Origin of the sequence: Granulicella aggregans (assembly GCF_014203275.1) — a bacterium.
Taxonomy (GTDB): domain Bacteria; phylum Acidobacteriota; class Terriglobia; order Terriglobales; family Acidobacteriaceae; genus Edaphobacter.
In genome coordinates this window covers 1,138,951-1,153,225 of record NZ_JACHIP010000001.1, presented here as the reverse complement: position 1 = coordinate 1,153,225, position 14,275 = coordinate 1,138,951, and the positions used below count along the sequence as shown (strand labels likewise).

Genomic DNA, 14,275 nt, shown 5'->3' with positions numbered 1-14,275 from the left:
AAAGGCTCTGGACGCTACGACCTGGCCTTATCCATTGTCTCGCGAATCGTCTGGGCGAGAGCGCCGATGTGTTTTTCCTTGAACATGTCGTCATGGTCCCCGGGAATCCACATGGTGTGGACCTGACCCGTAGTCATGACGCCCCAGCCGAGGGTGGGATCGAACTCCGCACCCAACGGAACGTCTTCAGCAGGGAAGAGATACACATCGGATGCGATCTTGACCGGACGGTGGCGACGCACACCGACCCTGGTCACCAGGGCCGGGTCCTTCAGCCACGAGGGAAGTCTTGTTCCCTTCTTGACGAAATGGGTATAGACGGCGACGCGTGTCTCCAGCATCAGGCTGAGCCACTGATTCCGCAGCTTTTCCATGACGAACTCGCCGTGCAGCTTCAGCTTGTCTTGGAGCTTGAGCCCACGCGTCTTGCGCATGTGGTGCCCAAGCGCGGCAACGCGCGGGCTAAGCTTGCTTGTCTCAGGGGCAGGCTGTGCGGCGGCTTGCTGGATGCACCAATAGTCCGGGCAGTAGGTGTCGATCAGTCCTATGAACGCAACCGTCTCGCCGAGAGCTTCCAACTGCGCTCCGACCTCGAACGCTACCAGCCCGAAGAAGCAGAAGCCAGCGATGTAGTACGGTCCCTTCGGCTGCACCTGGCGAATGTGATTGACGTAGTTCTGCACCTGGTCCTTCAGCGTGTAGGGCAGATGCCGGTCGGACAACTCCAGCTCCATGACTCCGTAAAAGGGCTGATCCGAGCCCAGCGCTGCCGGAAGCGCGCGGTAGAGATGGTAGGAGTGAATCATGAAGAGCGGAGGCCGATTGCCCGAAGGGTGCAGCGGCAGCACTACCTGCTTCTCAATGATGTTCCGCTGCCTCAGGACGTTGGCCATCAGCTCGATCGTCGGCGCTTTGAAGATCGTGGGCACGGGCAGCACAAGGTCGAAGGCCGCGTTGATGCGCGGAACCAGCTTGAGGATCAGAAGAGAGGTACCGCCGATATCGAAGAAATTAGAGTGGACGCTGATGGAGGGAACACCGAGCACGCCCTCCCAGACCTGTGCCACCATCTCCTCCACTAGATCGCGGGGGGCGACATAGGGCCGATCAGAGGTAGCATGGCCGCCTGCGCCCCGAGTCTCACGAGCGTGACCCGCATGGGAGACGGAGTGGCCGCCAACAAAGGGAGGTGCCGGGAGGTCACTGACCTCGCGGTTCGGATTCTCAACAGCGGCCTTCAGCAGCTTCTGATAGTAGGCGAGCCACTTCTCTACACTTGGCTTGTCGAAGAGATCGGCGTTGTACTCCAGCTCAGCGCGCAGACCCTCAGGCCGTTCGATCATGGCAAGCTGCATCTCGAACGGAGTTCCCACGCTCATGCTCGGCAAGGGCGTGACCGTCAGGCCCTGAATCTGCCGCGTCTGAACAAAGGCCGTCTGGCACATGAAATAAAACTGGAACAACGGTCGGCGATCATTCTGCGTTCGCAGCGTTAGGTTCCGAAGAAGCAGCTCGAACGGCAGATCGGTATGGTCGAGCGCCTCGAGGGTGCGGTCGCGGGTGGCCTGAATCAACTCCGAGATCGTCGGATTGCCAGCCAGGTTCAGCCGAATCGCCATCGGTCCTGCAAACGGGCCGATCAGGGCCTCGGTTTCGGAGCGGCGGTTCAGCACCGGGGATCCGATCGTCAGATCGGTGGTGACGGAGGCACGAGAGAGCATGGCGGCAAAACATGCCAGCGTTACAACATAGAGCGTCGCATCGTTTGCCTGGGCAAGTTGTTTGACCGACCGCGTCAGATCTTCCGGCAGCAGCAGAGTCTCAACCGCTCCTTTGGCTGTGGGGCGATAGGCCGGCGGATGATCTGTAGGGAAGTCGAGCACCTTCAGGTCGCCGCTCAGCTGATCGAGCCAGTAGCGGAGGTGCTCCTTCATCGCGTCCGAGTCGAGGTTGTCGCGCTGCCATACCGAGAAGTCCGCATACTGAATTGCGAGCGGGGGAAGAGACGGCTCTTCCCCGCGGTTGAGGCTTTCGTATGTCGTCCAAAGCTCGCGCTGGATCACCTGCGCAGACGCCGCATCCGCAAGAATGTGGTGCAACGTGACAATCAGGACATGCTCCTGATCACCCAACTTGCAGAGCATCGTTCTGAATAGCGGAAGGGTACTCAGATCGAACGGCTTGAGAATCTCCGCCTGGATCGCGTTGGACAGATTGCGAGCGCGCTCGTCTTCGCTGCGCCCGGAGATCGTTGTGTCGGGAAGCGACACGCTATAGCTCGGATGAATGACCTGGAGAAACTCGCCATCGCGGTCGCTGAACGTTGTTCGGAGGGACTCATGCCGGTCGATCAGCAGTTGGAAAGACCTGGCGAGCACCTCGGACGAGAGTGGTCCCGCGATCTTCATCACTACGGGGACGTGAAAAGAAGGGTTCGCCGGATCAAGCTGTGAGAGCGTCCAGAATCGCTCCTGTGCCAGGCTGCCCGGCATGGCGATCATCTGAGACGAGGGTTCTTCCTCAACCGCAGGTGTGGCATCCCCAGCGGCGTTGCCAACCCCATGGCCCGCACCTTCAACCGTTCGCTTTGTGAGTGACTCTGTGGGAGACAACACCAACTCCGCCAGTCTCTGATTCCCGCGCGTCGCGAGAAACCGGAGAATCTCCTGAAAATGCAGGAGAAGACTCTCCGCCGTATCCTGAGTGTACAACCCAGCCTTGTATTCAAGCGATAACCGCCAGCCAATCTCGCGCTGGACCAGGAAAAAATTCAAGTCATAGAGCGCCCCCTGCGACTTCGAGGGGATTGTGGTCATTGCGGCTTCGCCCAGCTTGAACTGGGACGGCCCATTCCTTCCGTACTCCTTCTGGCAGACGAAATTGATCCTGAAAAGTTCCAACCCGGTCTTATTTAGGGCGGGAATAGTGCCAATCACCTCTTCAAAGGCGACATCCTGATTTGCCAACGCCTCCCAGACGTTGTCGCGGACCTGCCCTAAAAGCTCGGAGACGGTGCTGAGCTCTCTCAGCTTGTTGCGAATGACCACCTGATTGACGAACTGCCCGATGATCGGCTCAAACTCAACCCGGTTTCTGCCAGCCAGCGGCGTTCGCAGCGCAACGTCGCTCTCACCCGTATAGCGGGAGAGGAGCAACATGCAGGCGGCCATGGTCACCACGTAAAAAGTGGCGTTTTCGGACTTCGCTCGTTCGAGAATCCCATCGCTCAATTCGCGCGGGAGGAGTTCCGCTATGATCCCAGCCTCCACCATGTCGGCGGACCCATTCTTATCGAAGGGAACAGAGAGCTGAGGTACTCGCGCAAGTTGCTTCTTCCAGTAGTCTAACTGGCTTCGTGTGTCGTTGGTCGATTGGTTCTCACGCTGCCAAGCGACATAGTCGCCGTACTGGAAGTCGAGATCTTGCAGCGGAGAACGTCCGCCCACTAACAGACCGTTATAGGCTTCGGAGAGCTCCTGCATTAGGATCCCCACCGACCACCCATCACAGATGATCTGGTGTGCGGTGATCGTAAGCAGGGAAAATTTTTCTTCCAGTCTGAGGAGCTTCACCCGCAGTGGTACGCCGAGTGTGAGATCGAAGGTCTGCTGGGCCTCCTGCGTGGAGATCTCGTCGACCAGAATGCTCCGGGCAGACTCGGCGACCGAAGTAAGATCAACAACTTCTATCGTGAGATCGGAGGAAGGTGAGACGACCTGGATCGGGCCGGACTCGGACACTCTAAAGGAAGTTCGCAGCGACTCCTGGCGCATCGCGACGGCTCGCAGAGAGGCCTCGAGGACGGCGGCATCGACCTCGCCCGCGATCTGCATCCGGAAGGCACCGTTGTAACGACGGTCGCCAAGAGTGGTGAGTCCTTGCGGCCACATTGCCATCTGAGCAGGGGTCAGCGGAAACGCATAAAACTCCTCACCCCCCGGAGGTGTCTTGGTGGCCGAATCCGCCATGTTTCTAAGGGTAATTGATTTCGCGCCCATCAATCTCCAGTACTGGCGTCGACCGGTTCCGGTTGCGTCGCCAGCGTAGAAGGTGAGATGCGGTATTTTGCGCGGGATACAGCCATCAAAGGAGCAGTCTTGGCCGCCGGCGCCGCCGCCGACAGCTCCGCCAGCACAGCCCGAATCTGGCGGTACTGCAGAATCTGGCGCGGCTTGACGTCGATACCAGCCTGGTTTGCGCGGGCCGCGATCTGGAAGACGTGAAGGGAGTCCGCGCCGAGTTCAAAGATGTTGTCTTCCACGCCCACGCGTTCGATGTGCAGCACTTCGGCCCATATCGCTGCCATCTGCTCCTCCTGCGGTGTCTGCGGAGCGACGTAATTTCCGTCCTGGACCTGCAGTGAGCGGTCAGGAGCAGGAAGCGCGCGCCGATCGATCTTCCCATTCGCCGTCAAAGGGAACGAGGTCAGATCTACGTACGCAGTCGGGACCATGTAGTCGGGCAACTTCGAGAGCAGGAACGTGCGAATTTCAGCCGGTACCGAAGGAGCCTTTTCGCTGGGCACGATGTAGCCTACGAGCCGCTTGTCGCCGGGGATGTCTTCGCGCAGCAGGACGACCGCCTGACGGACTCCGGGGAACTTGCTCAAAGCCGTCTCAATCTCTCCGAGCTCGATGCGGAAGCCACGCAGTTTGATCTGCCCGTCGGCACGGCCGAGGAAGTCGAACTCGCCGCTGGGCATGCGGCGAACCAAATCGCCGGTACGGTAGAATCGCGTTCCTGTACGGGGTGAGAAAGGATCGATGACAAATCGATCCGCGGTCAGGTCGGGGCGTTGGAAGTAACCCTTCGCCACGCCCACGCCGCCGATGTAAAGCTCTCCGGCTACGCCTGTGGGAACCAACTGTTTCTGCGCGTCTAGAACGTAAAACTCTGTGTTGTCGATGGGCGGCCCGACGTAAACAGGTCCGGACGTCTCTTCGACGATGCTCGTCGCCGACCAGATGGTCGTTTCGGTTGGGCCGTACATGTTCCAGAGATCGATCTTCAGTGCGAGGATCTGGTTTGCGAGATCCCGCGGCAAGGCCTCGCCGCCACACCATACCGTGAACTTCGGATCGCCCTTCCATCCGGCGGCCATCAGCAACCGGAAGGTGACAGGTGTCGCCTGCATGATCGTCGCATTGGACGAGCGAAGCAGCTTGAGTAGTTCGGTGCCGTCGGAGGCCACGGCGCGCGTCGCCAGAACCAGCTTCGCTCCTGTGATCAGCGGCAGATAGACTTCGAGCGCGGCGATGTCGAAGGAGATCGTCGTGACTGCGACGAGAACGTCGTCGGCCGTCATGCCGGGCCTCTTTGCCATGGACTGCAGCAGGTTGACGACGTTCGTCTGTGTGACTTCGACGCCCTTCGGTCTGCCGGTTGATCCCGAGGTGTAGATGACGTAGGCGACAGCGGATGGGTTGTACTTCAGGTCAAGCGGTCCGGCATCTTCGATCTCGATCACGGGCCAGCGCTCATCTACGCAGATGAGGCGGGTTCCAGCCGACGGCAGATCCGCCGCGAGACGCGACTGCGTCAGGATGGTCGGCTGATGCAGGTCCTCGAAGACCATCTTGAGCCGTTCCATGGGGAAGGTTGGGTCGAGCGGAATATAGGTCGCTCCCGCCTTCCAGGTCGCCAGCAGGGAGACGATCAACTCGATCGACCGCTCCATGTAGATGCCCAGGACCTCGCCGCGCAGGACGCCGGAGGAGACGAGGTAGCGCGTAAGCTTGTTGACCCGTGAGTCGAGCTCCGCGTAGGTGAGAGACTCGCCTTCGCACTCGAGAGCAATCGCCGCAGGAGCAGCCGCTGCCTGCCGCTCAAAGAGTTGATGCACGCAGAGATCCGATGAGTACGGCACGGTGGTCTGGTTCGGCGTGATGGATACGAGTTCGCGTTCCTTCGGTGTCAGAATCGGCAATGCGGCGAGCGGTTGCGAGGCATCTCCGCTGAGACCGCCAAGGAGGGTCTCGTAGCAGTCCATCCAGCGCGCGACGGTCGATTCGTCGATCAGGTCGGTGTTGTAGTCGACGTGAAGTGCGACACCGTCGGCGCTCTCTACTGCGTTGATGAAGACGTCGAAGTTTACGAAGCTCTTCGGGTTCGGATCAACCTCAGCAGTCAGTCCGGCGAAGGCGAGGCCGGCTCCGACCTTCTCGAGGTTGAACTGGACTTCGATCAGCGGCAGGCGGCTGGCATCGCGGGCGATGGGAAGCTTTCGCACCAGGCGGCCAAAGGTGTAGTTCTGGTGGTCGTAGGCGTCGAAGATGTTCGATCGCATCTGCTGCAGGAACTGCGCGGTCGTGATGCCGTCATGCGTGATGCCGCGGATGGGAACGAAGTTGACGGCGTGGCCGACGAGTACCTTGTCTTCGACCAGTGACTGCCCTGCTGCCGGCACTCCGACAACGATGTCTTCCTGGCCCGTGAGCCGGGTCAGCGTAGCGGTGAAGGCCGCAAGCATGGTTGCAAAGAGGGTGCACTTCTGCTGTGCGCCAGCCTTCTTGATGTCCTTGAGGGCTGCTGCACTAATCTTGCGGCTGTAAATTGCTCCCGCAAAGCTTTTCATCGCTGGACGAGGGTGATCCAGCGGCAGGTCCAGCAGCGGGGGCAGAACTTCGAAGTCCTTCAGCCAGAACGCTTCGTTCTTGGCTCCTTCTTCGCCGTCGAAGTGCGCGTCCTGCGCGACAGCGTAGCTGCTGAACGGCATCAGCGGATCGAGCTGTGCAGACTTACCCTCGACCTTGGCGGTGTAGGTCTTCGACAGCTCATCGAGCATCACGTTGATGCTCCAGCCGTCGCAGACTACGTGGTGCGCGGTGAAGACAAACGCGTGGCTGTCCGCCGCGAAGCGAACCAGCGCCACGCGGAACATAGGACCCGCGATCAGGTCGAATGGCTTGTGCGCGTCTTCTTTGATGAAGTCTGCGAACTTTGCCTTTCGCTCGCTTTCCTCGAGGGCCGAGAGATCGACGAGAGGAAGCTCGACAGACTTCGGCGCGGAGAAATGCTGTGTCCGCGCATCCATGTCGAACGTCGCGCGCAGAGCGTCGTAGCGAGCGATCAGACTTGAGAACGACTCAGTCAGGACGGGGATGTTCAGCGCGCCTTTGAGGTGCAGAGAGAGCGATTCGTTGTAGCTGCAGTTCGCCTCGGATGACAGAGCGGCGGAGAGCAGAATCTCCATCTGCGATTCGGTGATCGGAGCGCTGCTGGCGTAAGCCGGTGCCTCGATTGCGGCAGATGTGGGAGCGGCCTCGATCGTCTTGCCGCCCGACGGCATGTCGAGCACTTCGCCTGCCTGCATCTCTGCAATCGTCTCTTCGAACGCGCGGACGATGTGGTCTACATCTTCTGCCGTGTGCTCGGTCGTAATGAAGCAGGGGAAGTTCTCGAGGAGGTGAACGCCCTTCGAGCGCAGGTGGAAGTAGAAGAGGCTGCCGAAGCGGAAGTCCGACGGGAAGCTGAAGTAGAAGAAGCTGGAGAAGCTCTCGATGTGGGTCGGGACTTCGTTCTTCTTGAGCAGCGCGTTCAGGCGGGCGATCAGGTCGGTGGTGCGAGCCGTCAGCCGCTCCTGCAGAGCCGGGCCTTCGTCTTTAAGATGCTTCAGGACTGCCTTGCAGGCCGCCATCGCCAGCGGGTGGCGGACGAAGGTGCCGGCGAAGAAGGTGACGCCGACTTCGGGAATCGACTCGTCGCCGTACTGCCACATGCCGCCGTCGAGCGCGTCCATGTACTTCGCTTTACCGGCGAGGATGCCCATGGGCATGCCACCGGCGATGACCTTGCCGTAGGTCGCAAGGTCGGCGCGGATGCCGAAGAGCGCCTGGCAGCCGCCGGGGTGTACGCGGAAGCCGGTGACGACTTCGTCGAAGACCATGCAGACGTCGGCTTCTTCGGTGATCTTGCGGAGTTCTTTCAGGAACTCGATGGGTTGGAAGGCTGGATGGCGGCTCTGAACGGGCTCGACTAAAACAGCCGCAATTTCATGGGCATGGGAAGAGATCCAGTCGAGAGACTCTTGTGCGCCATATTCGAGCACCGTCATGTTGGCGACGGAATCGCGCGGAATTCCCGGAGCAAGCGGAGATGATTGTGGCTGTCCGTTGCGCTTGAATCCCTTGACGAGGACTTCGTCAAACATGCCGTGGTAGTCGCCCGAGAAGTAGACGATGCGGTTCTTTCCGCTGACCGTGCGAGCGACACGCATTGCGGCCATGACGGCTTCGGAGCCGGTGTTGCAGAAGGTCGCGCGCTCGTTGCCGGTCATCTCGCAGAGTGCCTTGGCGACTTCGCCGGCGAGAAGCGTCTGCGGGCCGATCTCGAAGCCTAGGTGAAGCTGTTTCTCGATTGCGTCTTCAACGAAGTCAGGGCGGTGGCCGAGCATGATCGGGCCAAAGCCGTTGAGGCAGTCGAGATACTCGTTGCCGTCGATGTCCCAGATACGCGAGCCCTTGGAGCGGTCGGTGATGATCGGATAGACCATCTCTTTCCACTGGACTTTGAAACCAGCCACGACGCGTGGGTCGGCCAGGTAGGGGCGGTACTCCTGCGTCTTTGCCTTCGACTGCGCGGTGCGGCTGGTGTAGAAGGCGACCAGCTTGTTGATGTGTTCTACCTGCTTTGGTGTAAGCTCGCCCGCGACTTTCTTTGCGGCCGCGCGGAAGGGAACGTAGCCCTTGAGCTCGACGGTGGCGTCTTTCGGGTGGTCGGCAGCCGCAATCGTCACGGGAACCTGGGTGACCGGAACAGGCGCGACCGGAGGTGCGGATGGCGCGGGCGCGGCTCCGCCATTGAGAGCGGCGATCTGCTGCGCGAACAGCTGGTTGAGCGCGAGAAGCTGACTCTTCATCAGCTCTTCCATCGCAGTTCCACCGCCTGCTGCGGGAGCGACCCCCATGGGAACAGTCGCGACCGGAACCGCCTGCGCTGCAACGGCTGGAGCGGGCGCAGCCTCTTCGTACAGGCCGGGGGCGACGTGGCCGTCGATGTAGACCGAGAGCGCTTCAAGCGTCGAGAGGTCGTCCATCAACTGCCGGAATGTGATCTTGATGCCGAACTTCTGCTGGAGCGACTGCGTGACCTGGGTCAGGAAGAGGGAGTCGAACCCAATCTCAAGAAAGGACGCGGAAGCATCTTCGCCGCTGATGTCGAGGCCGGAAAGCTCCTCGAAGATCTCGATCAGCATGAGGCGGATCGTCTCCTTGCGCGGCTTTGCTTGTGTCGTTGAGGCTGCTGCTGAACTCGCTATAGACTGCGGAAAAGTCTGAGACATGGGGGAGATCTCCTTCAATGTCGCAACCGGCAGCGTGGCCACCGGGTCGAAAGAAACAGGCCTCTGAATGATCTCCGGCAGCTCGATCTCACCGGGGTCAACGCTCTTATGGGCGTCGCTAAGCCAGAAACGCTTGCGTTCAAAAGGATAAGTTGGCAATGAAACTCGCCGGCGACCAGCCTGCGCTTGAATCTCCTGCCAATCGGGCTTCGCACCCCGGGCCCAGACTTCCCCCAGGGCTTGCAGCATGGAATGCGAATCGTCCTGCCCACTGTCGCTATTGGAGAGTGAGGATAGCATGGCGATTTTTGTTCCCGGCGCAAGATTCTGCCGGGCAAGCATTACCAAAACTCCACCTGGTCCGACCTCTAGTAACATGCGATCTTCGGATTGCAGTAACCGGGTAATCGCAGGTGCAAACTGTACTGCCTCGCGAAGATGTCGGGTCCAGTAGTCCGCGGACGTCGCGTCTTCCGCCCGAATCCAGTCTCCGGTAAGGGTAGAAACGTAGGGAATCAGTGGCGCGGACATCTTCAACTTCGCGGCTACCGCGCGAAACTCTGCCGTGATCGGGTCCATCATCGGCGAGTGGAAAGCGTGCGAAGTGACCAGTCTCCTGCTGACGATCTCCAGCTTCGTCAGCTTCGCCTCGAACTCTTCGATGGCAGGCGTCGCTCCTGAGACGACGCATAGAATCGGCGCATTGTTTGCCGCGATACTCACGCCGTCGATCAGCAGGGGCAGGATCTGATCCGCACTGGCACGGACGCTGAGCATTGTCCCGGCGGGAAGTCCCTGCATCAGTCTTCCGCGCGTGGCGACCAGGTGCAGCGCGTCTGTGAGCGAAAAGACGCCTGCGAGACAGGCTGCGGCAAACTCCCCAATGCTGTGCCCGATCATCGCCGCGGGCTGAATGCCCCAGGAGATCCATAGTTTCGCGAGCGCGTACTCGACCACGAAGATTGCGGGCTGCGCCAGCATGGTCTGCGTCAACAGCTCCGTCGCGGCATCTTCCTGGCCAGCCTTCGGATAGAGAACGGGTAGAAGGTCCAGACTCGCGTCCTGAAGCAGGATCTTCGCGCAGGCATCGACCGCGTCACGGAAGACTGGCTCCGTCTCGTAGAGGTCCCGGCTCATGTTGACGCGCTGAGAGCCCTGACCTGGGAACATGAAGGCGACAGGCGGATCGGGAGCGTTGCGCTTCCTGCCCGGCGCGGCTTTGCCAAGTGTCCTTTGCAGTCCTGCAACCGCCGTCGCGCTGGTGTCGGCTACGACAGCGCGGCGGTAGTCGAACGGCTTGCGTCCTGTCTGAAGCGTGAAAGCGACATCGGCCAGCGCGCGGTCTGGATGGGCTTCAATATCGGCGGCGAGATTCGCCGTCGCCGCATCGAGTGCCGCCTGCGATCTTGCCGAGACGACCAGCAACTGCGCTGCTCTAGCTGGTGGCTCGGATGGGTCTGGTTCGACCTCTTCGAGAATCAGGTGAGCGTTCGTTCCGCCGACGCCGAAGGCACTCACACCAGCTCGGCGCGGACTTCCGTTCCGCTCCCAGGCGGCGGGCGTTGCCGTCACCTTGAACGGGCTGTTCGCCATGTCGAAGCGCTCGGTCGGCTTCTTGAAGTTCAGGGTTCCCGGGAATTGCCCATGCTTTACGACGTGAGCTGCGTGGATTAGACCGGTTACGCCTGCCGCGATGTCGAGATGGCCGACATTCGCTTTCGCCGTCCCGATCGTGCAGAAGTTCTTCGCTTGCGTTCCTGAGCGGAATGCCTTCTCGAGCGCGGCCAGTTCAATTGGGTCGCCAAGGGGCGTCGCCGTTCCGTGTGCTTCGATGTAGCCGATCGACTCCGGCTCAACTCCCGCCGCCTGCTGCGCCATGGCAACAACATTCGCTTGGCCTTCGATGCTGGGGGCGGTGTAGCCAACCTTGTTGCCGCCGTCGTTGTTGGTCGCGAAGCCCCGGATGACCGAGTAGATATGGTCGCCATCGGCGATCGCATCCTCAAGCCGCTTTAGCAGCACCACGCCGACGCCACTGCCGAAGACCGTTCCCTGAGCGTCGTTGTCGAACGGACGGCAGTGGCCATCGGCCGATCCCATCCCGCCTTCCTGGTAGACGTATCCGCGCTTCTGCGGCAGCGTGATCGAGACGCCACCGGCGAGCATCATGTCGGCCTGGTAGGTCATCAGGCTCTGGCAGGCCTGGCAGACGGCGACCAGAGAGGTCGAGCACGCGGACTGAACCGAGAAGCTAGGACCCTTCAGGTTGAACTTGTAGGAGACGCGCGTCGCCAGGTAGTCGGGATGGTTGCCCATCATCGCCTGGTAGTTGCCAATCTGGTAGTTCTTTAGGAAGTCTTCGGTGAATCCGGGCTGGGCGCAGACCTCGGCGTGGAAGTAGCTGTTGAAGGCTGTTCCAGCAAGCACTCCGACCGATCCCGGATAATTCCCCGGATCGTATCCAGCATCTTCAAATGCCTCCCAGCAACACTCCAGAAAGATCCGGTGCTGCGGATCCATCAGCGCCGCTTCCTTGGGGAGAATGCTGAAGAACTCCGCGTCGAAGAGGTCCACATCTTTCAGGATGGACCGGGCCTTGATGTAGTTCGGATCGCTTGCCGCCTGGCGCGCGTTGACTATCTCCAGTTCCTCGGCGGAGAACTGCGAGATGCCTTCGATTCCGGCGAGCTGGTTCGCCCAGAACTCTGCGACGCTGCTCGCGCCCGGAAACCTGCCGGACATACCAATGATCGCGATGCCGGTGAGATCTTCTGGAATCATGCTTTTACGCCCTTCGCCGCACGCATACGGGCGAACGCCTCTCTCTGTTTACGCGCCTGCTCCTGTGCTGCCGAGAGGACGCTGCCAACTGCGGAGCTGGGCGCGACCGACTCGGGTTCTTCGCGTAACTTATCGGCAAGTATGCGGATAGATGTAAATTCGAACATCCACGTAATGGGGATCTGCCGATCGAGCTGCTTCTGAAGCTCGGCGCGTATCCGGATGAGAAGGATCGAACTTCCGCCAATGTCGAAGAAGTTGTCGTCGAGACCGACATTGGGTGCTTCGAGCACTTCGCGCCAGATCGCCGCTACGCGCTCCTGCATGGGCGTTCCAGCCTCCGCTGCGGGGGCCGCAGAACCAGTGGTCGGCGTGGGTAGCGCCTTGCGGTCGACCTTACCGTTGTTCGTCAGTGGGAAGGACTCCATCTGTATATAGAAGGCGGGCATCATCTGCGCCGGGCTGCGTGGAGTCAGGAACTCGCGCAGCGTATGGGACTCGAGCTTGGTTCCGGATTCAGTGACAAAATATGCGGCCAGACGCTGCCGTCCGGTGTGGTCGGCGTGCGCGGTCACGAAGACCTGGCGGACGCCCGGATACTCGGCGATGGCCGCTTCGACCTCGCCCAGCTCGATCCGAAAGCCGTTGATCTTCACCTGGTTATCGTTCCGGCCCAGATAGATCAGTTGCCCGTCGGCCCGGCGTCGTGCCAGGTCACCAGAACGATAGAGTAGCGATCCGGCTTCGCCAAACGGATCGGCGATGAAGCGCTGCGCAGTCAGTTCCGGACGGTTTAGATATCCCCGCGCCACCCCTGCTCCGCCGATACAGAGTTCGCCCTCTTCGCCTTCCGTCACCGGCTTTAGATCGGCATCGAGCACATAAAGTTGCAGATCCGGTATCGGCTCGCCGATCGGGCTGTCGGTCTCGGCGTGGGCATCAGTTTCAGTTACGACGCGATAGGTCACATGGACCGTCGTCTCGGTGATGCCGTACATATTGATGAGCTGCGGTTGCTGGTCGCCGTGGCGTTTGAACCAGTTCCGCAGAGCGCGATACTGCAGCGCCTCGCCGCCGAAGATCACGTAGCGAAGCGCCAGCGGGAGCACAGGGCCGGCCTCCTCAACCTGATCGATCAGGGAGAATGCCGACGGCGTCTGGTTCAGCACGGTAACCCGTTCTTCAGACAGCAGCGCGTAAAACTCCTCGCTGGAACGGCTCACCTCAAACGGAACGATCACCAGCCTGCCGCCGGTAAGCAACGGCCCCCAGATCTCCCAGACCGAGAAGTCGAAGGCGAAGGAGTGGAACATCGTCCAGACGTCGTGCTCGTTGAAGTGGAACCAGGGATCGGTCTGGGCGAAGAGTCGCATGACGTTTCCGTGCGTCACCAGAACTCCCTTGGGTTTGCCCGTGGAGCCGGAGGTGTACATGACGTACGCGAGCGAATCCGCCGTGGATCTTTGCTCCGGGTCGAGAGCTGTCTCTGAAATCCCGAGTTGGTCGTGGATCAGGACAACGCCTGATATCGAGGGTAGTCCAGCGGCCAACCGGCCATCCGTGATTACGGCTAAAGGAGCTGCATCTTCAAGGGTCTGCGCGATCCTCGCGGAGGGATAGGTGGAGTCGATGGGAAGGTAGGCGAACCCAGCCTTGACGACTCCCAGCATGGAGGAGATCTGGGCAATGGAGCGGTCGAGATAAATAGCGACAATCTGCGGGGAATCGTTTACTTCGGTCCGACCGTGCGCCGCGAGAAGACCTTGGGCGATGCGATTCGCTCGTTGATTGAGATCGCCGTAGGAGATGGTCTCGCGTCCACAGGTAATGGCTGTCCTGTCAGGAAACTTTCGGCATATCTGCTCGAAACAGTCAGCGAGCGAGCTTCCGGAAGCCAGCGTAGACGAGACCGCATCGATCCCGGTGGTAGCACGGGACGTCCCTTCCTTTTCCCGGCTTGCTGGAAAAGAGATGTCGTCTACCGGCTTGGCCCAGCTACCGCTCATCGAGTTCCTTCCAATCTCAAGTGGGATCTATCGCAGGCTCGGCCAGAAGTTTTAGACCGTAGTTTACGACACTTGAGAACACCGGCACACCGTACCGACGTGTCACAGCCTGGACATATCCAATTCAATCTTGCGTTGTCAGGCTCTGATCGCAGGATCTCAGAGGGCTAAACGTCTTCTGGAGCAGAAACCCTGCGGCTCGGTCGCC

At 60.3% G+C, this 14,275-nt stretch carries 3 protein-coding genes; all 3 read right to left on the bottom strand.

From position 1 onward, the window contains the following. Positions 1-14: 14 nt before the first annotated feature. Genes HDF16_RS04865 through HDF16_RS04855 form a run of 3 tightly spaced genes read right to left on the bottom strand, consistent with a single transcriptional unit; the run spans position 15 to position 14,067 of the window. The gene (locus HDF16_RS04865; protein ID WP_221312482.1) at positions 15-3,998 is read right to left on the bottom strand and encodes a condensation domain-containing protein; all 3,984 of its coding nucleotides are present in this window, start codon (positions 3,996-3,998) and stop codon (positions 15-17) included. Beyond that, complete coding sequence (locus HDF16_RS04860; RefSeq protein ID WP_184213969.1) at positions 3,998-12,061, bottom strand: non-ribosomal peptide synthetase/type I polyketide synthase; 8,064 nt, start codon at positions 12,059-12,061, stop codon at positions 3,998-4,000. The genes HDF16_RS04865 and HDF16_RS04860 overlap by 1 nt, the downstream gene beginning before the upstream one ends. Then, complete coding sequence (locus HDF16_RS04855) at positions 12,058-14,067, bottom strand: amino acid adenylation domain-containing protein (RefSeq protein ID WP_184213968.1); 2,010 nt, start codon at positions 14,065-14,067, stop codon at positions 12,058-12,060. The genes HDF16_RS04860 and HDF16_RS04855 overlap by 4 nt, the downstream gene beginning before the upstream one ends. Positions 14,068-14,275 lie beyond the last annotated feature (208 nt).

Coding starts and splice junctions, on each gene's coding strand:
- HDF16_RS04865 (WP_221312482.1), bottom strand. CDS start 3,998: ATGGGCGCGAAATCAATTACCCTTAGAAACATGGCGGATTCGGCCACC.
- HDF16_RS04860 (WP_184213969.1), bottom strand. CDS start 12,061: ATGATTCCAGAAGATCTCACCGGCATCGCGATCATTGGTATGTCCGGC.
- HDF16_RS04855 (WP_184213968.1), bottom strand. CDS start 14,067: ATGAGCGGTAGCTGGGCCAAGCCGGTAGACGACATCTCTTTTCCAGCA.